We start from the raw sequence: 23301 nt of genomic DNA on the forward strand, positions 1-23301 counted from the left end.
CCAGCAGGCTTCCTAGCTTGGCCCGACCGCGTTGGCTCCGCTATCATCGGAGCACATGAGCGGGAGGTGAGGATGACTGGGAAATCGCCGTTCGAAGCACTGTCGGTCGAGACACTGGCGGGCCGTCTCGGTGCTAACGAGCCCCTGTGTTCGCAGATCGGCAAGGATACGAGCCAGTGGAAGGTTCGTGAAGTCGGCGACGGCAATCTGAACCTTGTGTTCATCGTCGAGGGTGCTGAGGGTGCAGCCGTCGTCAAGCAGGCCCTGCCCTACGTCCGGCTGGTCGGCGACAGCTGGCCGCTGCCGCTAAAACGCTCCTTCTTCGAATACCATGCGCTGACGCGGCAACAGGCGCGGGCGCCGGGTTCGGTGCCCGATATCTATCACTTCGACGAAGGCCAGGCGCTGATCATCATGGAGTATCTGTCGCCGCACATTATCCTGCGGCGGGCGCTGATCGAAGGCCGGCAATTGCCCAACATCGCGACAGACATCGGCTTGTTCATGGCCCGCACGTTGTTTCGCGGCTCCGACCTGCATATGGCGACCAAGGACCGCAAGGCCGATCTGGCAATGTTCGCCGACAATGTCGAACTCTGCGACATCACCGAGAACCTGGTTTTCTCGGATCCGTATTTCGATGCCAAGATGAACCGGCACACCAGCCCGCAGCTCGATGGCATTGTCGCCGAGCTGCGCGCCGACCGCGACCTCAAGGTCGAGGCGCAGCGCATGAAGCACATCTTCGCTGCCAATGCCGAGACGCTGCTGCATGGCGACCTGCATTCCGGCTCGATCATGGTCACCGACACCGAAACGAGGATGATCGACCCCGAATTCGCCTTCTACGGGCCGATCGCCTTCGACGTCGGCATGCTGCTCGCCAATTTCTGGATGGCGTTCTTCTCGCAGCGCGGCCATGAACAGGACGGAAGCCGCGACGCCATGCGTGACTATCTGCTCGGCGTTACGGTCGAGACATGGTCGGTGTTTCGCGCCGAGTTCTCGCATCTGTGGCGAACCGAGCGTACCGGCATGCTCTACCAGAAGAGCCTGTTCGAAGATCAGGGCGACAGGCTTGGCGCCGAGCAGGCGCTAGACCACATGCTGCATTCGATCTGGACCGATCTGCTCGGCTTTGCCGGCGTCGAGGTTCACCGGCGAATTCTCGGCCTTGCCCACAATGCCGATTTCGAGACCATTGCCGATCCGGATCTGCGCGCCAGATGTGAGGCAAAGGCGCTGAAATTCGGCCGTCACCTCGCCGTCAACCGGCGCCAGATCCACAGCATCGACGAGGTCAACCGGTTGGCCGCGCTGATCGAACGGGAGAGCAGGATTTGAACGTCGGCGACCGCCACTACCGCACCATCTGGCCGAGTGACGACGGGCGTTCGGTGGAGATCATCGACCAGCGCTGGCTGCCGCATGATTTCCGCATCGAAAAGATCGATACCGTCGCCGGCATCGCCACGGCAATCCGCGACATGTGGGTGCGCGGGGCGCCGCTGATCGGCGTCACCGCGGCCTATGGCGTCGCCATGCAGATGGCCGACGATCCGTCGGATGCTGCACTCGACGCCGTCTGGGCAACCTTGCACGAAACGCGCCCGACGGCGATCAATTTGCGCTGGGCGCTGAACGAAATGCAGCGCTTCCTGCTGACGCTTCCCCTGGCAGAACGTGCCGCGGCTGCCTATCGGCGTGCCGGCGAGATCGCCGACGAGGATGTCGGCCTCAACCGCGCCATCGGCGCCCATGGGCTCGAAATCATCAAGGCGATCGCGGCGCGCAAGCAGCCGGGCGAACCGGTCAATATCCTGACCCACTGCAACGCCGGCTGGCTGGCCACGGTCGACTACGGCACCGCCACCGCGCCGATCTATCTGGCGACGGAAGCCGGCATTCCAGTCCATGTCTATGTCGACGAAACACGACCCCGCAACCAGGGTGCCCAATTGACCGCCTGGGAGATGGCCGGCCACGGCGTGCCGCATACGCTGATCGTCGACAATGCCGGCGGCCATCTGATGCAGCGCGGCCAGATCGACATGGTCGTCGTCGGCACCGACAGGACCACCGCCGACGGCGATGTCTGCAATAAGATCGGTACCTATCTCAAGGCGCTCGCCGCCGACGACAACGACGTGCCGTTCTATGTCGCGCTGCCGTCGCCGACGATCGACTGGACCGTGGGCGACGGGCTGGCCGACATCCCGATCGAACAGCGCTCGCCCGACGAGGTCTCACTGGTCTGGGGCAAGACCGCTTCCGGCGAGATCGCCCAGGTCCGCGTATCGCCGGAAGCCACGCCGGCGGCCAATCCGGCCTTCGACGTGACGCCGGCGCGGCTGGTCACCGGCTTGATCACCGAACGCGGTGTCGCTACGGCCTCGCGCGAAGGCCTGAGGGCGATGTTTCCCGAGCGCGGATGATCCGCTTTGCCGAGAGGGCGCTCCGGATTTGCCTGATCTCACGATTTCTTGAACACGGCACGGTTAAAAACGCCCGTTGCCTGTCCCACATGGACGGCCGTATGCGTAGCGGCGGGGCGGCGCCCAACGCTCGAAGCCGGGGTTGCCCACGGCTCGGCGAGTGAACCAGCGGGATACCGCGATGTCATTCAGACCGTTGCTTGGTGACGGACGGGTTCGGAGCCAGGACGAGAAGTCGGAGCCCCTGCAAACCGCGTCATGGGTCAGCTCCTCGATCGTCTTCGACAACCGGCGGTGGGCGTGCCGGGAGGCGGAGCTCCGCTGGACAGCCCCTCATCATCTGATCGTGCTGACCGAAGAAGGCGGCACGTCCCATACATCCATCCGGCACGAGGCACGATCCCTTTACGACGGAATGGATCGTCCCGGAGCCCTCACCTTCGTCCCGGCAGGCGCGGAACGACAGGGCTTCTATCGCGATGTAAACCTCTCCTATTCAGCCCTGTGGATCGATCCCGATATCGGGCTTCCCGGATGCGAACGCCTGAGGAACCTGCCTATACTGGTAAACAAGAAAGACGCGGTCGTCGCCACGCTGCTGAGTTCGCTTCGTGACGAGATGGCACTCGGCCACAAGCCAGACACTGCCTATGTCGAGCATCTGGTCGCCCTCGTCAGTCTCCGCGTGGCCAACCTGAGCCGGGAGCAACCGCGGTTTGTACGTCACGGCTGTCTCAGCCGCCGGGCACTTGGTCGCGTTCGGGATTACATCGATGCGCATATGAATTCCGACATTTCGCTAAGCGAGCTGGCAGCCGCCGCGGGCATGGCCGTCGACAGTTTTGCGCGTCGCTTCAAGGCGACGACCGGCCTTGCACCCTACGCCTATGTGATCGAGGAACGGGTGCGGCGAGCGGAGGCGCTGCTGCGCGAAACGGGTTTGTCGATCGGTGTCATTGCCTTTCGGCTCGGCTTCTCAAGCCAGAGCCACTTCACCACGACCTTCCGACGTCTGAGGGGCATGACGCCTCGTGCCTATCGGGTGAATTCTTCTCCAGAATCCTGATAGTGCCGCCGGTTTCTTGAAAGAAAGCCGCCGCCCGCACTCCCACCTCCAGTGTCGTTGGGTGACAGAACCCGAGGGTTCGCTCGGGTCAAGTTGCCGTCTGCGCTTCATTGCGGCTGGGAGATCATGCATGGCCAAAACGGACAACAGGAGCGGGCCGACGCGTCGGATGGTATTGGAAGGCGGTGTTGCGACCGGGGTGCTCCTGGCTACCGGACTACCGGTTGACGCCGAGCCGGTCGAGACCGTCACGGCGGCTGCATCGTCCTCGCCGCTACCGACGATGACGATGTCGTTACGGATCAACGCGAAGGATCTTGCCGTCGAGCTCGACCCGCGGACGACGCTGCTCGACGCCCTGCGCAACCATCTCGGCCTCACCGGCTCGAAGAAGGGCTGCGACCACGGCCAGTGCGGCGCATGCACGGTGCTCGTCGATGGGCGCCGGATCAATTCCTGCCTGACGCTTGCCGCAATGCATGAAGGCGACGAGATCACCACGGTCGAGGGCCTTGCCGAGGGTGACCGGCTGCATCCGGTCCAGGCCGCCTTCGTCGCCCGCGACGGTTTCCAGTGCGGCTACTGTACGCCAGGCCAGATCTGCTCGGCGGTTGGCATGCTGGGCGAGGCGCGGGCCGGCTGGCCAAGCCATGCGAGCGCCGACGTGGCAGCGGCTTCCGTCGCTCTCACCGATGCCGAGATCCGCGAGCGGATGAGCGGCAACATCTGCCGTTGCGCCGCCTATCCGAACATTGTCGCTGCAATCCGCGACGCGGCAGAGGAGGCATGAGCAATGCAGTCCTTCACTTATGAACGTGCGGCGAGTGCTGAGCAGGCGGCGGCCGCGGTTGCGGCCCGGCCGGACGCCAAGTTCATCAGCGGCGGCACCAACCTGCTCGACCTGATGAAGCTCGAGATCGAGCGCCCAGCGCATCTCGTCGACATCAGCCGGCTGCCACTTGATCGGATCGAGGAGACGGCGGAAGGCGGGCTTCGGGTCGGCGCCCAGGTCCGCAATAGCAATCTCGCCGCCGACCCGCGGGTAAGGTCGCGCTACCCGATGCTCACGCAAGCGCTGCTGGCGGGAGCGTCCGGACAGATACGCAACAAGGCCTCGACCAGCGGCAATCTCCTGCAGCGCACGCGCTGCCCCTATTTCTACGACCGCAACATGCCCTGCAACAAGCGCCAGCCGGGTTCGGGCTGCGCGGCACTTCAGGGCTTCAACCGCATGCACGCCGTACTCGGCGCGAGCGAAGCCTGCATCGCGGTCCATCCTTCTGACATGGCGGTCGCCATGTCCGGGCTCGACGCCAGGATCGAGACCGTCTCGCCCGGCGGCGAGACCCGTACGATCCCGATCGGCGATTTCCATCGATTGCCCGAGGCGACGCCCCAGGTGGAGACCGTGCTCGGCCACGGCGAAATAGTCGTTGCGGTTGCCCTGCCGCCACCACCGCCCGGCCAACAGGTTTACCGCAAGGTACGCGACCGTGCTTCCTACGCCTTCGCGCTGGTGTCCGTGGCAGCAATCGTCGAGAAAAGCGGCGACCGTATCCGAAGCGCTCGGATCGCCATGGGCGGCGTGGCAGCGAAACCCTGGCGCGCGACGGAGGCGGAGCGCGCGCTGGCAGGCGCGGCGGCGTCCGACGGTGCCTTTAGCGACGCGGCCGAAGCCGCGCTCGCCGGAGCCGTCGGGCATGGCGCCAATAATTTCAAGATCCCGCTGGCGAAACGGACGATGCGGCACACGCTCGCTGCTGCCGTCGAGAGTGCGTGAGGTGACACGATGACCGAGACGACGACCCCGAACAGCGGTTCCCAGATGCAGGCGACGAGCAGGAGATCAATATGAAACTCACGCGACGCGCCGTTGCCGCCGCGGGTGGCGGCCTTTTTGTTTCTGCCGCCGCAGCTTGGGGCGCCACATCCGACCCGGGAGCTCGTCACGGGCTCGAGGCCGCCGTCGACGCCTTCTTTGCCGGCTGGGCCTCTGGCGACTGGACGGCATTCCTTGATTGTTGCGATGAGACGATGACCTTCCAATTCCCTGTCGGCGAGCAACGAGGCCGACACGGACCGCCGGAAGGCAAGCGGGCACTCGCAGCCTGGACCGCCGCGCATCAAGCGCAGGGAAACAGGATCACGAAATCGACCGTCGATCTAAAGCTCTTCGCCGCCGACTGGGTCATTGTCTGCGATCGCGGGAGCGGGACAATCGGTGGCGCGCCCTACACTGGCCTGCATGCGATCTTCATGCGAGCCGGCCCAACAGGGAGGCTGGTCGAGTTTCGCGAGTATTTCGGCGAGATCGCCGCGTGAGTTCCGGCCGCCGCGCGACGAACATAAAGGTGCGAGGAAGCGGCGGCGTCGCGGCCTCGATGCTTCCGAACTCCAGATGAAAAATCTTTAGGTGACTTATGAACGAGACCATACCCGGACTGCCCGGCTCCGCCACCCATTCAAGGGTGAAACCTCGTGCCGATGTTGGCATCATCGGGCGGCCGATCGACCGCATCGACGGTCCGCTCAAAGTGACGGGCGGCGCCACATACGCTTACGAGAATGAGCTGGATGGTACAGCCTATGGCTACATTCTCGGCGCCTCCGTCGCCAAGGGCCGCATCGCCGAGATCGACACGGCCGAAGCCGAACGGGCGCCGGCAGTGCTGCTCGTCATGACGCACCGGAATGCGCCGGCCCAGCCGGATTTCGGCCCAACGGTCACGCCAACGGTGCCGGAGGTCTTCACGCGCCCCCGGCCCGCGCTCAACAGCGATCGGGTACGGTATTACGACGAGCCGGTCGCGCTGGTCGTTGCGGAGACGTTCGAGGCTGCACGCGCTGCTGCGGGCCTCATCAGAGTACGCTACGACGAGGAGCCGGGCCTCTACGATCTACCGGGATATATCGCCGACGCCTACGCGCCAAAGCGGACCAATGCCGGCTTCGAGACCGACAGCGTGGTCGGCGACTTCGAGCGCGCCTTTGCGACGGCGCCGATCAAGATCGATTCCACTTACGGGACCCCCTTCGAACATCACAATCCGATGGAGCCGCATGCGACGCTTGCTGCCTGGTCAGGCAACGAGCTGACGATCCGTACATCGGCGCAGACCCTCGCGAACTTCCGGGCCGGGGTCGCCAGCACGCTTCGCATCCCGCTCGAGCGAGTGCGCATCGTCAGCCCCTTCATCGGCGGAGGCTTCGGCTCCAAGCTGATTGCCCATGCCGACACGATCCTGGCCGCACTTGCAGCGCAGGTGCTGCAGCGCCCCGTGAAGATCGCGCTGACGCGACAACAGATGTTCGCCAATGCCGGTCATCGCGCAGAGATGGTCCAACAGGTACGTCTCGGCGCGGACACTGACGGGCGGCTCACCGGGATCGCACACGATGTCTGGTCCGCAACGTCCAGCTTCGAGGAGTACTGCGAACAAACGGCAGTTTTTGCGCGCTCGCTCTACGCGGCGCCGAACCGTCTCACCCGCCATCGCCTGGTTCCGCTGGACATCAACCGCGGCGAATGGATGCGCTCTCCCGGCGAAGCGCCCGGCATGCTGGCTTTCGAATGCGCCATGGATGAGCTCGCCGAGCGCGCCGGTCTGGACCCGATCGAACTCAGGATCCGCAACGAACCGGCACAGGATCCCGAGCGCGGCGTGCCGTTCTCCACCCGCAATCTCGTCGCCTGCATGGAGGAAGGCGCCCGCCGTTTCGGCTGGGAGCGGAGAAACCCGACACCGGGCCGAACTCGGGAGGGCCGCAAGCTTATCGGCCACGGCATGGCGGCGGCGATCCGTCCGAACTATATCGGCGCGGCGACGGCGCGGGTTGCGATCGACCGGGACGGTCGGGTGACGGCGCGGCTCGACATGACCGATATTGGGACCGGCACCTATACGATCCTGACCCAGATTGCCGCCGAGAGCCTCGGCCTGCCGATCTCGTCCGTCAAGGTGGAGCTCGGCGACAGCCGCTTCCCGCGTACCGCCGGCTCCGGCGGGTCCTGGGGCGCAGCAAGCGCGGGTTCGGCCTTGTATAATGCGTGCAACGTCCTCAAGAAACAGATCTTGGAGGCGGCGCAGTCGAACGAAGCCTCGCCGTTGCGCGGCGCGAACGCCACCGAGGCAAGCTTTGCCGACGGCGAGGTCAGGGTCGGCCAGCGATCGGCGAGCCTGGCCGATCTTATCCGAGGGATCTCTCCCGACGGGCTCGAAGCCGAAGGCTCCGTAGCCGCGGGCGCCACCACCCAGTCATACAAGACCTATTCGCAGCATTCCTATGGCGCGCATTTCGCAGAGGTCGCTGTCGATTGCGATACCGGTGAAATCCGCATGCGCCGGATGCTGGCTGTGATCGGCGCGGGCCGTATCCTCAACGCCAAGACCGCGCGCTCGCAAATCATCGGCGGCATGACCTGGGGGATCGGTGCAGCGCTGATGGAGCAGACGGTGCTCGACCCGCGCTACGGCCATTTCGTCAATCACGATCTTGCCGAGTATCATGTGCCGGTCAATGGCGATGTCCCCGATATGGAGGTCGCCTTCCTCGAGGAAGACGACGACAAGGCCAACCCGCTTGGCGCAAAGGGTCTCGGCGAGCTCGGCGTGTGCGGTGCGGGGGCTGCTGTCGCCAACGCCGTTTACAACGCGGCCGGCGTGCGAGTGCGTGAATTTCCCATCACCTTGGACAAGGTGCTGCCTGCCTTACCGGTGATCGCCATTTGACGCTCTCCTCCCTCGCCCTCAACGGTGACCAGGTCGAAACGGATCGCTATTTCTGCGCCATCGACGACGACGCCGGTGGTTGACAGCGCTTTCCGGCCCTTCCATACAAACGCCGTCAATGTTCTCAGGGCGGGGTGAAAGTCCCCACCGGCGGTAAGGGTCTCGGCCCAAGCCCGCGAGCGCTCTCCGGTTAGCCGGAGGGGTCAGCAGATCCGGTGTGATTCCGGAGCCGACGGTCACAGTCCGGATGGAAGAGAACGAAATGGAAGACGGTCCGCTTTCGCGGTTCGGACTCCGTATCGTGCGTCCTGATTCTGGTTCGAAACGGAAGGATGGACCCATGAATCAGCATTCCCACAACGACTATGAAACGATCCGCGTTGCCGTCATTCGCGCGCGTTGGCATGCCGATATCGTCGACCAATGCGTTGAAGCATTCGAGGCGGAACTGGCGGTTCTCGGAGAGAAACGCTTTGCCGTCGATGTCTTCGATGTGCCTGGCGCTTATGAGATTCCCCTGCATGCAAAGACGCTTGCCGTGACCGGCCGCTATGCCGCTATCCTCGGCGCCGCGTTCGTCGTCAATGGCGGCATCTACCGGCACGAGTTTGTTGCAAGCGCGGTCATCGACGGCATGATGAATGTGCAATTGTCGACTGGCGTGCCGGTGCTTTCGGCGGTGCTGACGCCGCACAACTACCATGACAGCGCGGACCATCACCGCTTCTTCTTCGAACATTTCAAGGTCAAGGGCAAAGAGGCGGCCAGTGCCTGCGTGCAACTGCTGGCAGCACGCGAACACATCGCGGCGTGAAACCTCCACCGCCGGGTGGAAATCCCGGTAAGGCGCTGTAGTATCTCACGAAGCAGGAGGATGCCGGTGCAGACCAAGAAGATCATCAATGACGGCAATCGCTCCGTCGACGAGATGCTGGAGGGTATTCTGGCCGCGCATCCGCGCCACCTCAGAAGCGCGGACGGCAGTCCGCGCGCCATTATCGCCCGCGACGGACCGCGCCCAGACAAGGTCGGCCTTGTCATCGGCGGCGGCTCGGGCCATGAGCCGACCTTCCTCGGCTTCGTCGGCAAGGGGCTGGCCGACGCCGCCGCGATCGGCAATGTCTTCGCTTCGCCGCCGCCGGACCCGATCCTCGAATGCGCCAAGGCGGCCAGCGGTGGCGCCGGCGTGCTGTTCATGTACGGCAACTATGCCGGCGACGTGATGAACTTCGACATGGCCGCCGAAATGGCGGCAATGGACGACATCGAGGTGCGCACCGTGCTGACCACCGACGATGTCGCCTCGGCGCCGCGCGACCAGAGGCAGAAGCGGCGCGGCGTCGCCGGCAATTTCTTCATCTTCAAGGCCGCCGGTGCCGCATGCGACCAGATGCTGTCATTCGATGAATGCGAGCGTATCGCCAGGAAGGCCAACGATCACACCTTCACCATGGGCGTGGCGCTGTCGCCCTGCTCGCTGCCGCAGACCCGCCGGCCCAATTTCGAGATCGGACCGGACGAGATGGAGATCGGCATGGGCATCCATGGCGAGCCAGGCATCGCGCGCGGAAAGTTGAAAACGGCCGACGAGATCACCGACGAAATGCTGGACAAGGTCCTCGACGAGATGGCGCCGGCGCGCGGCGATAAGGTCGCCGTTCTGGTCAATTCGCTCGGCTCGACGCCGCTGATGGAACTCTACATCATGAACCGGCGGGTCAAGCAGAGGCTCGACGAGATCGGCGTTTCCGTCCACGCGACCTGGGTCGGCAATTACTGCACCTCTCTCGAAATGGCCGGCGCCTCGGTGACGCTGATGCATCTCGACGGCGAGTTGCAGGCGATGCTCGACCATCCTTGCGACTGCGCCATGTTCCGCGCCGGCTGAGAAAGCATCATGACCTCGATCGATTCAGTCGGCTTGAAAAGAATGTTCGATGAGATCGCGGCGACGATCGACGCCGACAAGGACAGGCTCTGCCAACTCGACGGCGTCATCGGCGACGCCGACCATGGCATCGCCATGGCACTAGGCTTCACTGCTGCGCGCGATGCACTAGCGCAACTCGACCTCGCGGCGACCGAGCCGACGGCGCTGCTCAACACTGCGGCGAAATCCTTCCTCAACGCGGTGGGCGCCTCGTCAGGCCCGCTCTATGCGACCGCCTTCATGCGCGGTGCCGCCGCCGTCAAAGGCAAGGCAATTCTGGAGGACGCTGACATCATCGCCATGCTCCGGGCGATGGCGCAAGGCATCCAGGATCGCGGCAAGGCCGAGCTCGGCGAAAAGACCATGGTCGACGCCTGGCTGCCGGCGGCGCAAGCAGCGGGTGCCGCGCAGGAAGCCGGCAAGAGCCTGTCCGAGAGCCTGGAGGCTGCACTTGCAGCGGCTGAACGAGGTGCCGAGGCGACCAAGGACATGATCGCCGCCAAGGGCCGCTCATCGCGGCTCGGCGAGCGCTCGCTCGGGCATATGGACCCCGGCGCCGCATCGGCCGTGACGATCATCAGAGCGATGTGGAACAGTCTGGCTTAACCCCGCTTCGCCGCGTCGAGCCTGTCGATCGCCTGGACATTGCCGGCCGATGGTCCCTTCTCATCGAATTCCGATGCAAGCCATGCATCGACGATCGACTTGGCCAGTTCCGGGCCGATAACCCGGGCGCCCATGGTGATGATCTGGGCGTTGTTGGATTTTGCCGCGCGCTCGGCCGAATAGGTGTCGTGGGTGAGTGCGGCGCGAATGCCGGGCACCTTGTTGGCGGATATGGATACGCCGATGCCGGTGCCGCAAAACAGGATGCCGCGATCGTTTTCGCCGTCCAGGATGGTCTGCGCGAGCTTCTGTGACAGGTCGGCATAGTAGCCCGACTGGCTGAGGTCGCTAACCGTGAGGCCGGGCTTGGTAGCGAGGTGAGCGGCAATGACGTCGAGCAGCGGCTTGCCGGCGCTATCAGCTCCAATGGCAATTTTCATGTTCCGTTTCCTTCCTGTTTGATGATTCAGATCGCCGCCGAGGCGCGCTTGAGGATGTCGATATAGCCGTCCGCCTGCCAGGCCGAGCGGCCGATGAACAAGCCGTCGATGTTGGGCTGGCCGACCAGTTCGGCGGCATTTTGCGGATTGACGCTGCCGCCATAAAGCACCGGCGGCACCACCGGCAGCAGGTCGCGTGCGATTTTCTTGATTAGCGCCTGCTGCCTGTCGGCATAGTCCGAACTGGCCGGCACGCCCTTGTCGCCGATCGCCCAGACGGGCTCATAGGCAAACAGGATCGTCGCCGCCTTCGCCGCGCCTTCGAGAAACTGCAGCGCGCCGTGCACCTGCAAGGCCAGCACCGCAGCGGCCTGCCCGCTGTCGCGTTGAGCCAAGGTCTCGCCGACGCAGATGAGTGGCACGAGACCGTGCTTCACCGCCGCCGCAGTCTTCAGCCCGACAGCCTTGTCGGTCTCGCCGAAATGCTCGCGCCGTTCGCTGTGGCCGAGCTCGACCATGTCGAGCCCGCAGTCTTTCAGCATGGCCGGCGAGATCTCGCCGGTCCAGGCACCGGCGTCGGCCCAATGCATGTTCTGCGCGCCGACCTTGATGCGCGTCGGCGACAGCGCTTTCTTGACCTCGCGGATCGCCGTGAAGGGCGGGATGACGAAAGGCTGGATGCGCTCGTCGAAACCGGGGACGAACTCCGCCAGCGCCTCGGCGAAAGCCAACGCCTCGGCGAGCGTCTTGTTCATTTTCCAGCTGGTGCCGACCCAATAAACCATACGTGCCCTCCTATTCTGCGATCACTGTCAGCGAAACGCCGGCACCATCCAGCGCGGCGCGCATCTGCGGCTGCGGCTCGCGGCCGGTGAAGACCGTGTCAAAGGCCTTGAGATCTGTCAGGAAGTGCAAGGCAGTGCGGCCGAATTTCCCATGATCGACCAGCAGATATTTGCGCGCTGCTGCGGCCATCATCAGCCGTTTGGTCTGGACCACTTCCTGATCCTGGTGAAAGGCAGAGGCACCATGGATGGCCGATGACGACATGAACGCGACATCGGCGCGCAATGATTTCAGCGTGTCCTCGGCGAGCAGGCCGAAGAAGCCGTGAAACTTCTTGTTGTATTGGCCGCCGAGCGCAATCAGGTTGATGCCGGCAACGCCCGCCAAATCCTGGATGACAGCCAGATTGTTCGAGATCACCGTCAGCGGACGCAGATCGGCAAGCTGCCGAGCAACGCCGCCCGCGGTTGAGCCGTCGTCGATGATCACCGTCTGACCCGGTTCGATCATCGTCACGGCAGCGGCGGCGATGCGCTTCTTCTCGTCGCCGGCCAGCCGCTGGCGGTAGCGGAAATCGCTCTCGAAAAGGCTGCTCGGCTGGATCGAGGCGCCGCCGCGCACCTTGCGCAGGAAGCCGCTTTCCTCGAGCTCGTCGAGGTCGCGGTGGACAGTCATCTTTGACACGCCGAAGCGTGAGGCAAGATCGTCGACACTGGCGGTGCCGATGTCCATCAGAAAATCCATGATGCCTTGCCGACGGCCGTCGCTCTTCATTTCCGCGGCTTCCTCGTGCAATCCGGTTCCGAGATATAACAGCAAACGTTGCACAAGCCACCAATTTTTTGTGATAATGTTATATCTCTATGGGATGTCATGACGCTTCTGGTCGCGTCCTGTAACAAGAATTGCTGCCGGCCGAGCGCCCAGCGGTTGCGGTGCCGCGGAAATCCGGCCAGAAGCATCAGGGGCTCGACGACAACCGAACGGCCCGCAAACACTGGCTCGAAACCGGATACGGGAGACTACTGAGTGGCTCGCATCACACTGAGACAATTGCTCGATCATGCCGCCGAATACGGCTATGGCGTGCCTGCCTTCAACATGAACAATATGGAACAGGGCCTCGCCATCATGGAGGCAGCCGAGGAGACCAAATCGCCGGTTATCCTGCAGGCCAGCCGCGGCGCGCGAGCCTACGCCAACGACGTGGTGCTAGCCAAGCTGATCGACGCGCTGGTCGAAATCCATCCCGATATCCCGGTCTGCATGCATCTCGACCATGGCAACAACGAAGCCACTTGCGTCACCGCGATCCAGCACGGCTTCACTTCGGTGATGATGGACGGATCGCTGAAGGAAGACGGCAAGACGCCGGCCGACTACGCCTATAATTCCGGCATCACCCGCCGCGTCGTCGACATGGCGCATTGGGGCGGCGTCGCGGTGGAAGGCGAGATCGGCGTCCTTGGATCGCTTGAGATGGGCGGCGGCGAGCAGGAAGACGGCCATGGCGTCGAGGGCGTCATCAGCCACGACCAGCTGCTGACCGACCCGGTGCAGGCCGAACAATTCGTGCGCGACACCCGTGTCGATGCGCTGGCCGTCGCCATGGGCACCAGCCACGGCGCCTACAAGTTCAGCCGCAAGCCGGACGGCGCTGTACTGGCCATGAACGTCATCGAGGAAATCCACCGCCGTCTGCCGAGTATGCATCTCGTCATGCACGGCTCGTCCTCGGTGCCAGAGGAGTTGCAGGAGATCATCAACAAATATGGCGGCCAGATGAAGCCGACATGGGGCGTGCCGGTCGAAGAGATCCAGCGCGGCATCAAGCACGGGGTGCGCAAGATCAATATCGATACCGACAACCGCATGGCGCTGACCGGCGCAATCCGCAAGGTGCTGACCGAGAACCCGAGCGAATTCGATCCGCGCAAATATCTGACACCGGCAATGGCCGCGATGCGGAAGCTGTGCAAGGAGCGCTTCGAGCAATTCGGCACCGCCGGCAACGCACCGAAGATCAAGCCGCTGCCGCTGTCGGAAATGGCCAAGCGCTACAAGTCCGGAAGCCTCGATCCGAAATTTGGCTGACGTATTCCGGTTCTGAGCAGGAGCTGCCTCAGCTCCTGCTCATCCGATCATGCTCGCGGCAAGAGATCGGCCCTGCCGGTCTCGATAAATGGTGCCCAGTAGTCGACCGACTCGCGGATCATGGCGATGACCTGGTGGTCGACGGGCTCGCGCTCGCGGAACGACAATTCGAGGCAGATCTCGTTGTCGACGCCGCCGCCGCGACGCACCGTCTGAAGGAGCTTTTCCGGCGTGATACGGCCGTCGTTGTTGTAGGTCGCAGTGAACGGCCAATGGCCGCCCTTGTTCATCGACGACTGCTTGACGTGGATGATCGGCGATTGCCTGGGAAAGGCTTCGGCCCAGGCATAAGGGTCGGTGTCCGCCGGATTGCTCGAGGTCACGTCGCCATGGTCGATGTCGACCATCATCTTGAGCGGGACGGCCATGCCGGCCGCTTCGATCTCGCGCTGCAGTGCCCGGCAGCTTTCGATCGTATGGCCGAATTCGCGGCCGACCGACATCGGCTCCCAGAACAGGTAGGTCAAGCCGGCTGTTTTGGCATGCTCGGCGACCTCGCGCCAGCATTCCAGCGCGATGTCGAAAAGCCGCGCGCGACGCTCAGGATTGTCGTAATCCCGGTGGGTGAAGATCGCGAATTGCGTGCCCATGCCCGCGGCGCCGAGCTCGGCCGAAACTTCTGAAAAGGTCTTGAACCAGTCGACGTAGTAGCGCCGCACGTCGGCATCGGGATGGCCGAAATGATTGAGCCGGCCGTAAGGGCCGGTCATCGCGGAGGTCACGCGCACACCGGTGCGGTTGAGCGCGGTGCGAAACAGGCGGAGGAATTTCGAGATCGTCGCCGCCGGCCAGCCGGGATTGACGAATTCATGCGTGAGCTGCACGTCGCGGATGCCGATGTCGTAGGCGATCGTATCGATCAGGTCGTCCGGCTCGGCAAAGCGGTTGACCAGCGGATTGGTGTTGAGCGAAAGCGTAAAGGCCATCAGCCGGCCTTTGCCAGCCGGCTCGAGCACCAGTCCTCGAAGGCTTCTCTTTCCGCGGCGGACAGATGCAGGCCGTGCTTGGTGCGCCGTTCGAGGACATCGGCGGCGGTCTCGGCCCATTCATGCTCGAACAGGTAATTGGCTTCGCGCTCGAAAAAATCCTTGCCGAAGCGCCGGCCCAGTTCGGCGAGCGAGGTGGCCGCGCCGACCAGATCGCGCGTCCTTGTGCCGTAGAGCCTGCCGTAATGCTTGACCAGCGATGCCGGCATCCAGGGAAATTCATGGCCGAGGTCGCCCAGAAACTGCTCGAAATCGGCATTGGCGATATCGCCGCCCGGCAGGTGCCCTTTCGAGGTCCACGGCTTGCCCATTTTCGGAAAGAACGGGGCGATACGGTCGAGCGCGTGCTCGGCCAATTTGCGGAAGGTGGTGATCTTGCCGCCGAAGACCGAAAGCAGCGGCGCCTGCCCAGCCGGTGCGTCGAGTTCGAATATGTAATCGCGGGTCACCGCGCTCGGATTGTCGGCATTGTCGTCATAGAGCGGCCTGACGCCGGAAAACGAGTAGACGACATCGCTTCGTGCGAGCTGGCGCTTGAAGTAGCGATTGACTGCCTTGATCAGGTAATCGATCTCGCTCGCATCGGCGGTCACGTCTTCCGGCCGCCCGTCATAGGGAATGTCGGTGGTACCGATCAGCGCCAGATCGTTCTGGTAGGGATTGATGAAGATCACGCGCTTGTCGCTGTTTTGGACCAGATAGGCCTGCCGCCCTTCCCAGAATTTCGGCACAACGATGTGGCTGCCCTTGACCAGGCGCACGTTGCGCCTGGAATTCTGGCCGGCGACGCGGTTGATGACGTCGTTGACCCAGGGTCCGGCGGCGTTGATCAGCGCCCGTGCCCGGACTGTGGTCCTGACGCCGGTTCGACCGTCGCGCATCTCCACCGACCACAGGCCGTTTTCGCGACGGGCGGCTATGCAGGCGGTGCGGGTGAATATCCTGGCTCCGCGCTCAGCGGCGTCGAGCGCGTCGATGACGACCAGGCGAGCGTCGTCGACCCAACAGTCGGAATATTCGAAGCCGCGCTTGAAGGCGTCCTTGATCGGCGCGCCTTCGGGCGCGGTGCGCAGGTCGAGCGTACGCGTGGCCGGCAGCCGCTTGCGGCCGCCAAGATGGTCGTAGAGGAACAGGCCGAGCCGGACCAGCCAGGCCGGCCGGTCATCGGGGCTGTGTGGCAGCACGAAGCGCATCGGCCAGATGATGTGCGGCGCCGATTCCAGCAGCACCTCGCGCTCGATCAGCGCCTCGCGCACCAGGCGGAACTCGTAATATTCGAGGTACCGCAAACCGCCATGGACGAGCTTTCCCGATCGCGAACTGGTGCCCTCGGCGAGGTCGTCTTTTTCGCAGAGGATGACCGACAGCCCCCGGCCTGCTGCATCGCGCGCAATGCCGGCGCCATTGACACCGCCGCCGATGACGAAGAGATCGACGATTTCGCTGTCACTGCTCATCTCACCTTAGGCCCCACCGTCAGCATGGGTTGACCGGCGGCAGACCGGCGATGAAGCGGCGCACTTCCTCGGCCGCCTGCTCGGCCGCGTAGGTCACGGTGCGTACCGACGCGCCGGCGATATGCGGCGTCAGCGTCACGTTCGGCAGTTGCAACAGCGGCCAGTCGGCAGGCACCGGCTCGACGGCGAACGTCTCCAGCATAGCGCTGCCGATCTGCCCCGAGACGAGCGCCTCGTAGAGCGCATCGTAGTCGACCAGCGGTCCGCGCGCGGTATTGACGAAGATTACGCCGGGTTTCATCCGGGCGATGGCGTTCTTGCCGATCAGGCCGCGCGTCTCCTCGGTGACCCGGGAATGCAGCGTGACCACATCGGAGCGCGACAGCAGATCGTCCAGCGCAACCAGTTCGACGCCGGCATTGCGGTCCTCGGCGCTCAATTGCACATAGGGATCGCAAACCAGGATGCGGCAGCCGAAGGCGCGCAGCAGGCGAACCAGCCTGGTGCCGATATTGCCGTAGCCGATGACGCCGACGGTCATTTCGTTGAGCTCGCGGCCGGTGCGATCGGCGCGGTAGAGATCGCCGCGCCATTCGCCCTTGCGCAAGGCTTCGTGACCGACGCGGATCAGCCGCGTTTCAGCGAGAATGGCGCCGATGGTGAACTCGGCCACGGCGCTGGCGTTGCGGCCGGGCACATTGACCACGGTGATGCCGTGGGCCTTGGCGGCGGCCATGTCGATGTTGATCGGTCCGCCGCGCGAGACCGCAACCAGCTTGAGCGTGGGCAGGCGCTGCATCATGCTTTCGGAGAGCGGCGCAAGCTGGGTGACGAAGATTTCGGCGTCGCCGATGAAATCCACCACCTCGTCGGGATCGCCGAAATACTCCTTGACCTTGTCCAGACCAAGCGCGGCATTGCCGAATTGCATCGGCTCGTCGGGCCAAGCGGTCTCAATGCTGCGGATGTCGAGGTTGTCGCCGCAGGCCGCCTCGATTTTCTCGCGAAACACTTCCGGAAGCATGAAGCGGTCGCCGATGATCGCAATTTTCTTGGGCATGCTCTTCTCAATTCACGTCGGTTTGCCTGGACGCGGCCATCGAACGCCAGACCGGCCGCAGCGCCTCATGCGCCAATGTGTAGGACGGAGCCATCGCCTCATAGGCACCGGCAAGTTTCCGGTCGCTGGGCTCGGCCGCACGGAGCAAAGGCGTGACCCATTCACTGACGCAATCGTCCATCGATGCGTACTGGCCGACGCAGACCGCAGCAATCATTGCGGCGCCCGCAGCACCGGCCTCCTCGCGCTCGCTGGTGCGAATGTCGGCGCCGACCGCAGCACCCAGGATCTTGCGCAGAGCCGGGCTCCTGGCCGCTCCGCCGGTCAGGCGGATTTCCTTGGGCAGTGGCCCCATGGCGGCGTAGCAATCGCGTGCCGCGAAAGCCAGCCCCTCGAACACCGCGCGGACCATGTCGGCATAGCCGTGCCTGGACGAAATGCCGATGAAGCCGGCCCTGGCATTGGCATCGACGAACGGGCCGCGCTCGCCGGCCTCCGAGACATAGGGCTGGTAGAGCAGCGAGCCTGGCTCGGACGACGATATCCACTGGTCGACCAGCGCGATCATCTCGCCATTGGTCCGCGTAATACCTTGCGAGGCGAGAATGCCGGAGGCGAGGCCAAGGACCCAGTCGATATTGAGCGTTGCCGCCATGTTCGACTGCATCTGCGCAAAGACGCCGGGTGCCGGCATCGTCATCGTGTAGCCGGTTGCAGCCTCGTTGAGCAGAACCTCGTCCGGCGTTTCGGCAAGCCGCATATGCATTCCGGTGGAGCCGATGATCGAGCATCCCGGCTTGCGTTCGCGATCGAACAGGCCGGCGCCGAGCGCCGTGCAGGCGACATCGACATAGGCCAGAACGACCGGTGTGCCGGCGAGCAGGCCAGTCGCATCGGCTGCTGCCACCGACAGCGAGGTGCTTTGCCTGGTGCCATCGACGATGGGCGGCAACAGATGCCGGAGATCGGTGACGCCGAGTACCTCGAGCACATCATCGCAATAGCCGCGCGTGCGGAAGTCGCCGAAGGTGAAGGTGCCCTCGGACGGGTCGGTGGCGCGATGGCCGGTCAACTTGAAATAGAGCCAGTCCTTGCAGTGGAACGCCGTCGCTGCATTGACAAGCATCGCGGGCATGTGGCGCTTCATGAACACGAACTGCGATCCCTGCTGGCAGGCAGCGAGCCCGCTGCCGGTCTTTTCGAAGCGCAGCCGGTCCTCCGGCCGCGCGCGGATCTCCTCGACGACCGCGGCAGCGCGCGCGTCGAGCCACAGCCAGCCCTTGGCAACCGGCTCGCCATCCTTGTCGATCAGCCAGGTACCGTCGCCCTGCCCGGTCACGGCGATGGCAATGGTCCGGCTGGCGAGATCCGGCACCTTGTCGGCAAGCTCGCGCAAGGTCGTCGCGGTATCGGCCCAGGTGCGTGTCAGGTCCTGCTCGGCGCCACCGCCCGGCAGTGTCTCGTATTTATTGGGCAGCGCGGCGGACGCGATCTGCCTGCCCGCCGTGTCAAAGGCGACGGATTTTATGACAGACGTGCCGGCGTCGATGCCGATCAGCACATCCTGCATCAAGCAAGCTCCGTGCCGTGCGAAATGGCATTGCCGCTCGCCTGATCGAAGACGTGAAGGTTTTTCGGATCGATGCTGATCTTGATCGGCGCGCCAAGCTCCAAGCGGGTTCGGTCATGTTCGACCAGGACCAGCGAACCGCCGGCGAAATCGGCGGCGATATGGGTCTGGTCGCCGAGCCATTGATTGGCCGAAACCGTCGCCGGCACACCATCCTTCGAGCGGCGGACCGCATAGGGCCTGACGCCGATGACGACGCGCTGCCGGTTGAGCAATTCGTCGCGAACCGGGCCGCTGAACGCATCCTTGTCGTAGTCGAGCGAAAGCCCGTCGGGCAGCTTGAGACTGATCTTGCCGGCAGCCGTGCCGACATAGGCCTCGAAGACATTCATCGGCGGCTCGCCGACGAAGGTGCCGGTGAACAGGTTTGCCGGCCGCTCCTTGAGCCTGTCAGGCGTATCGAACTGCTGCAGCACGCCGCCCTCCATAACGGCGATGCGGTCGGCCAGCGCATTGGCCTCGGTCTGGTCGTGGGTGACCAGAATCGCGGTCAGGCCGCGCTCCTTGATGAAGTGCTTGATGCGGCCGCGCAGCACGGCGCGAAGCTGCGGCTCGAGCTGGCCCATCGGCTCGTCCAGCAGATGCAGGTCGGCCTCGCGGATCAGCGCCCGGCCGAGGCTGGCGCGCTGCTGCTGGCCGCCGGAGATCGAGCTCGGATAGCGCTCGAGAATGTCCTCGATCTCGAGCAGCTTGGCGATGTTGGCAACCTTTGCATCGACCGCACTCTTCGCCAGCCTGGCGGCCTTGAGGGCGAAGGCCATGTTCTCGCGCACGGTCAGCGGCGGGTAGAGCGAATAGCCCTCGAAGGCCATTGCGACGTTGCGCCTGACCGGCGGCAGCATGTGCACCTTGCGGCCGGCAACCGAGATGCTGCCGCGCGAGACCTCTTCGAAGCCTGCGATCATGCGCAATGTCGAGGTCTTGCCGCAGCCGGACGAGCCGAGCAGCGCCACGATCTCGCCCTTGGCGATTTCCATCGTCAGGTTCTTGACGGCGTGTACGCCACGGTCGATCGGACCGTAGAACTTGTCGACGCCCGAAATGGTGATTGCGGTCGGGCTCATGCCGCTTCTCCGCTGCGCAAATTGACGACGTTTTTCGAGCCGATGCGCTCGCCGCTTGTGCGATCGAACAGCAGGGCGCTTTTGCTGTCGACGGCGATGTAGACCTTGCCCTCGGATTGGCCCGGTGTCCCGGAAGGACGCGAAACCAGGATTTCACGGCCGCGCACGGTGCGCACCAGCGTGACGATCTTCTCGTTGAGCGGCGTCTCGGCCTCGACCGTCACCGGGATGGCGCCGGGCGTGCGTTCATCGACAAACGCCAGCGCCTCCGGCCGCAGCCCGATCACGCAGTCGCGGCCGACCGCCGCCTCATGCGCGCCGGCGAGATGGACCTGGACGTTGGACAGGCCGACATAGATGCCCTTGGCGTCCCGCGCCGGCTTGACGTCCAGAAGGTTGATGGTCGGGTCGCCGAACAGCCGGGCAATCTCGACATTGGCCGGCTCGCGATAGATCTGCTCGGGCGTGCCGAGCTGTTTGACGACGCCCTGCGACATCACCGCGATGCGGTCGCCGAGCGCCATCGCTTCCTTGTAGTCCTGGGTGACGTAGATGACGGTCGCGCCACGATCCGCCAGCAGTCTTGGCAATTCCAGCCGCATTTCGAAGCGCAATTTGGCATCGACGTTGCGCAAGGGATCATCGAGCAGCAGCAGCGGCGGCGAGCCGACCAGGGCGCGGGCAAGTGCGGTGCGTTGCTTCTGGCCGTTGGACAGCGCCCGTGGCTTGTGGCTGAGCACATGGCCGATTTTCAACAGCTTGGCGACGCTCTCGACGCCGGTCTTTATCGTGCCTTGCGATGAGTGCTTCGCCTGCAGCGGCGTCGCAATGTTATCGAACGCCGTCATATGCGGGAACAGCGCGAAGTTCTGAAATGCCATGCCGACGCCGCGGAACTCGGCGTCGAGATCGGTCATGTCCTCGCCGCCGATGAGTATCTTTCCCTCGTCGGGGTCGATGACGCCGGCCACCAGCCGCAGCAGCACGGTCTTGCCGGCGCCGGACGGCCCGAACAGGACCAGCGTTTCGCCGTCGGCGACGGTTAGCGACAGATTGTCGAGAACAGTCTGGCTTTTATAGCGCTTGACGATGTTTCGCAGTTCGAGGCTTGCCATCGGACTATCCTTTCACCGCGCCAAGCGACAGGCCTTCGACGAGATAGCGTTGCGCATAGAGCGCGAGCGCCAGCGTTGGCGTGATCGACAGCACGATCGCCGCCGAGATCTGGCCATACTGGATGCCCGAGGAGGTGATGAAGGCAAGCGCGCCGACCGTCACCGGCTGCTTGTCGGCCGAGGCGAGCACCAGCGCAAAGACGAAGTTGTTCCAGGCAAAGATGAAGGCGAGCAGACCGGCAGCGGCAATGCCTGGGCCGGCGAGCGGCAGCGCGATCTTGCGGAAGGTGGCAAACCAGGAATGTCCGGCGATGCGGTAGGCGTATTCGATGTCGGCGGGAATGTCCTCGAAATAGCCGCGCACGATCCACAGGATCAACGGCAGGCAGATCAGCTGATAGACCCAGATCAGCCCGATATAGGTGTTGGCCAGCCCGAGCTTCTGGAAATAGAGGGTGAGCGGCAGGAGCACCAGCAGCGCCGGCGCAAACCGGAACGACAGCAGCGTAAAGGCAATGTCCTCCGAGCCGCGGAATTTGTGCCGCGCAAAGGCGTAGGCCGCCGGAACGCCGAGCAGCAACGCGACGGCAACCGAGGTGACCGACAGGAAGACGGAATTCCAGAGGTTGCGCATGAAGGCGATGTCGAGCGTGCCGGCCGCCGTCATCAGCTTGCCGGTGATCAAGGCAGTGTAGTTGGCGAGCGTCGGCTCGAAGACAAGCTGCGGCGGAATCCGCAGGATTGTCTCGTTGGTCTGGAACGACATCATCAGGATCCAGACGATCGGGAACATGAAGAAGATCACGACCAGCGCCAGGGCAATGCCGCGCAGGATGCGTTCGAGAAGCGAGGTGTGTTCCACGCCAGCCTCCTATGCCTGGCCGCGGGCGCGTTCGCGCAGCCGCAGCCAGTTCTTGATGAAAATGTTCGAGAGGAAATAGGTGATCGCCCACAGGATGATCATCAGTGCCGCCGAGCGGCCGACATTGGTCGACTGGAAGAAATTGAGATAGGCCTCGACCTGGAACACGGTCAGCGTGTCGCCCGGACCGCCCTGCGTCATGGCGTAGATGATGTCGAACTGCTGGATGGAATCAAGCAGGCGGAACAGGGTCGCCGTCAGGATGTAGGGGGTCAGCATCGGCAGTGTGATGCGGAAGAAGACGAAGCTGCGTGGCACGCCGTCGAGTGCTGCCGCCTCGAAGGGCTGCGTCGGCAGGCTGCGCAGGCCTGCAAGCAGCAGGATCATGATGAAGGGCGTGTAGACCCAAATGTCGACGAGCACGACGGTGAGCAGCGCCGTCGACGGAGACGAGGCCCAGCGGAAATCCTGCAACCCGATCAGGCTGGCGAGATAGCTGAGCACGCCGAAACCGGGATTGGTCATCAGCTTCCACATCAGCGCGGCGAGCGCCGGCGCCGTCATCAGCGGCATCAGCAGCATGATCGAGATGAAGTTGTTCAGCGTCGAGCGCTTTTGCAGCAGCATGGCGATGCCGAGACCGAGAAGCAGTTCAAGCACAACGGTGATGCCGGCGTAGAGCAGCGAGATCTCCAGCGTGTTCCAGAACTTCGGGTCGGTGAAGAAGGAGATATAGTTGTCGCCCCAGTTGAACTGCCGCGCCCAGGGTTGGCTCAACCGGTAGCGCTGGAACGAATAGACCACCGACGTCAGGAACGGGATCAGGATGCCGATGCAGACCAGCAGAGCCGGCAGGCTGAGGAGATAGGGCAGCACCCGCTTGCTGATCCTGAAGCCCGACGGCCTGTTTCTTTGTATTGTCGCCGCAGTCATCGGCTGCTCCGTCATCCTGTTGCTTCGCCGTCCCGGCCGCCCAAGGG

General features: G+C 63.9%; 22 protein-coding genes and 1 riboswitch. Of the genes, 11 read left to right on the forward strand and 11 right to left on the reverse strand.

What is annotated here, in order from left to right:
• The first annotated feature begins 72 nt into the window (after positions 1-72).
• The 10 genes from mtnK (at position 73) to dhaL (ending at position 10767) form a co-directional block, all read left to right on the forward strand.
• Positions 73-1344, forward strand: a complete 1272-nt coding sequence (gene mtnK / locus NKI16_RS11975; protein WP_352839619.1) for an S-methyl-5-thioribose kinase — start codon at positions 73-75, stop codon at positions 1342-1344.
• The gene (gene mtnA, locus NKI16_RS11980) at positions 1341-2435 is read left to right on the forward strand and encodes an S-methyl-5-thioribose-1-phosphate isomerase (RefSeq protein WP_352455228.1); all 1095 of its coding nucleotides are present in this window, start codon (positions 1341-1343) and stop codon (positions 2433-2435) included. The genes mtnK and mtnA overlap by 4 nt, the downstream gene beginning before the upstream one ends.
• Positions 2436-2616: 181 nt before the next feature.
• Positions 2617-3501: a helix-turn-helix domain-containing protein gene (locus NKI16_RS11985; protein ID WP_031211585.1), complete on the forward strand. Its 885-nt coding sequence runs from the start codon at positions 2617-2619 to the stop codon at positions 3499-3501.
• Positions 3502-3631: 130 nt separating this feature from the next.
• The gene (locus NKI16_RS11990) at positions 3632-4291 is read left to right on the forward strand and encodes a 2Fe-2S iron-sulfur cluster-binding protein (protein WP_352575587.1); all 660 of its coding nucleotides are present in this window, start codon (positions 3632-3634) and stop codon (positions 4289-4291) included.
• Between the two features lie 3 nt (positions 4292-4294).
• A complete protein-coding gene (locus NKI16_RS11995) occupies positions 4295-5281 on the forward strand; it encodes an FAD binding domain-containing protein (RefSeq protein WP_352922790.1) in 987 nt (328 codons plus the stop codon).
• 71 nt (positions 5282-5352) lie between these two features.
• The gene (locus NKI16_RS12000) at positions 5353-5823 is read left to right on the forward strand and encodes a nuclear transport factor 2 family protein (RefSeq protein ID WP_352839624.1); all 471 of its coding nucleotides are present in this window, start codon (positions 5353-5355) and stop codon (positions 5821-5823) included.
• 98 nt (positions 5824-5921) lie between these two features.
• A complete protein-coding gene (locus NKI16_RS12005; RefSeq protein WP_352569348.1) occupies positions 5922-8231 on the forward strand; it encodes a xanthine dehydrogenase family protein molybdopterin-binding subunit in 2310 nt (769 codons plus the stop codon).
• Between the two features lie 116 nt (positions 8232-8347).
• Positions 8348-8494: riboswitch (FMN riboswitch) on the forward strand.
• Between the two features lie 77 nt (positions 8495-8571).
• Entirely contained in the window at positions 8572-9045 is a 474-nt protein-coding gene (locus NKI16_RS12010) for a 6,7-dimethyl-8-ribityllumazine synthase (RefSeq protein WP_023676012.1), read from the forward strand.
• A gap of 66 nt (positions 9046-9111) precedes the next feature.
• Positions 9112-10119, forward strand: coding sequence for a dihydroxyacetone kinase subunit DhaK (locus NKI16_RS12015; protein WP_352569347.1), 1008 nt, complete (start codon positions 9112-9114; stop codon positions 10117-10119).
• 9 nt (positions 10120-10128) lie between these two features.
• Complete coding sequence (gene dhaL, locus NKI16_RS12020; protein WP_352569345.1) at positions 10129-10767, forward strand: dihydroxyacetone kinase subunit DhaL; 639 nt, start codon at positions 10129-10131, stop codon at positions 10765-10767.
• Here the strand turns inward: dhaL and derI are convergent.
• The 3 genes from derI to NKI16_RS12035 are packed head-to-tail and all read right to left on the reverse strand — an operon-like array spanning position 10764 to position 12767.
• Positions 10764-11207: a D-erythrulose-4-phosphate isomerase gene (derI, locus tag NKI16_RS12025; protein ID WP_023676015.1), complete on the reverse strand. Its 444-nt coding sequence runs from the start codon at positions 11205-11207 to the stop codon at positions 10764-10766. The genes dhaL and derI overlap by 4 nt on opposite strands.
• A gap of 26 nt (positions 11208-11233) precedes the next feature.
• Positions 11234-11992, reverse strand: a complete 759-nt coding sequence (locus NKI16_RS12030) for a triose-phosphate isomerase (RefSeq protein WP_352569344.1) — start codon at positions 11990-11992, stop codon at positions 11234-11236.
• Positions 11993-12002: 10 nt separating this feature from the next.
• Positions 12003-12767: a DeoR/GlpR family DNA-binding transcription regulator gene (locus NKI16_RS12035; RefSeq protein WP_352569343.1), complete on the reverse strand. Its 765-nt coding sequence runs from the start codon at positions 12765-12767 to the stop codon at positions 12003-12005.
• A 255-nt stretch (positions 12768-13022) separates the two neighbouring features.
• On the opposite strand from NKI16_RS12035, the gene fba reads away from it, so the two are divergent.
• A complete protein-coding gene (fba, locus tag NKI16_RS12040) occupies positions 13023-14087 on the forward strand; it encodes a class II fructose-bisphosphate aldolase (protein ID WP_352569342.1) in 1065 nt (354 codons plus the stop codon).
• Between the two features lie 47 nt (positions 14088-14134).
• Here the strand turns inward: fba and NKI16_RS12045 are convergent, their stop codons facing one another.
• The 8 genes from NKI16_RS12045 to NKI16_RS12080 are packed head-to-tail and all read right to left on the reverse strand — an operon-like array spanning position 14135 to position 23254.
• Entirely contained in the window at positions 14135-15073 is a 939-nt protein-coding gene (locus NKI16_RS12045; RefSeq protein ID WP_352569446.1) for a sugar phosphate isomerase/epimerase family protein, read from the reverse strand.
• Positions 15073-16590, reverse strand: a complete 1518-nt coding sequence (locus tag NKI16_RS12050; RefSeq protein ID WP_352569341.1) for a glycerol-3-phosphate dehydrogenase — start codon at positions 16588-16590, stop codon at positions 15073-15075. Before NKI16_RS12050 ends, NKI16_RS12045 begins: the two co-directional genes overlap by 1 nt.
• Before the next feature lie 19 nt (positions 16591-16609).
• Positions 16610-17650: a 2-hydroxyacid dehydrogenase gene (locus tag NKI16_RS12055; protein WP_352569340.1), complete on the reverse strand. Its 1041-nt coding sequence runs from the start codon at positions 17648-17650 to the stop codon at positions 16610-16612.
• A gap of 7 nt (positions 17651-17657) precedes the next feature.
• A complete protein-coding gene (locus tag NKI16_RS12060) occupies positions 17658-19220 on the reverse strand; it encodes an FGGY-family carbohydrate kinase (RefSeq protein WP_352569338.1) in 1563 nt (520 codons plus the stop codon).
• A complete protein-coding gene (locus NKI16_RS12065; RefSeq protein WP_352569337.1) occupies positions 19220-20344 on the reverse strand; it encodes an ABC transporter ATP-binding protein in 1125 nt (374 codons plus the stop codon). The genes NKI16_RS12060 and NKI16_RS12065 overlap by 1 nt, the downstream gene beginning before the upstream one ends.
• Positions 20341-21459, reverse strand: coding sequence for an ABC transporter ATP-binding protein (locus tag NKI16_RS12070; RefSeq protein ID WP_023676024.1), 1119 nt, complete (start codon positions 21457-21459; stop codon positions 20341-20343). Before NKI16_RS12070 ends, NKI16_RS12065 begins: the two co-directional genes overlap by 4 nt.
• Before the next feature lie 4 nt (positions 21460-21463).
• Positions 21464-22321: a carbohydrate ABC transporter permease gene (locus NKI16_RS12075; RefSeq protein WP_023676025.1), complete on the reverse strand. Its 858-nt coding sequence runs from the start codon at positions 22319-22321 to the stop codon at positions 21464-21466.
• Positions 22322-22330: 9 nt separating this feature from the next.
• Positions 22331-23254 (reverse strand): carbohydrate ABC transporter permease, encoded by a 924-nt coding sequence (locus NKI16_RS12080; RefSeq protein ID WP_352452414.1) that lies wholly within the window; start codon positions 23252-23254, stop codon positions 22331-22333.
• Positions 23255-23301 lie beyond the last annotated feature (47 nt).

The organism is Mesorhizobium sp. M0698 (genome assembly GCF_040320455.1).
In the GTDB taxonomy this organism is placed as follows: Bacteria; Pseudomonadota; Alphaproteobacteria; order Rhizobiales; family Rhizobiaceae; genus Mesorhizobium.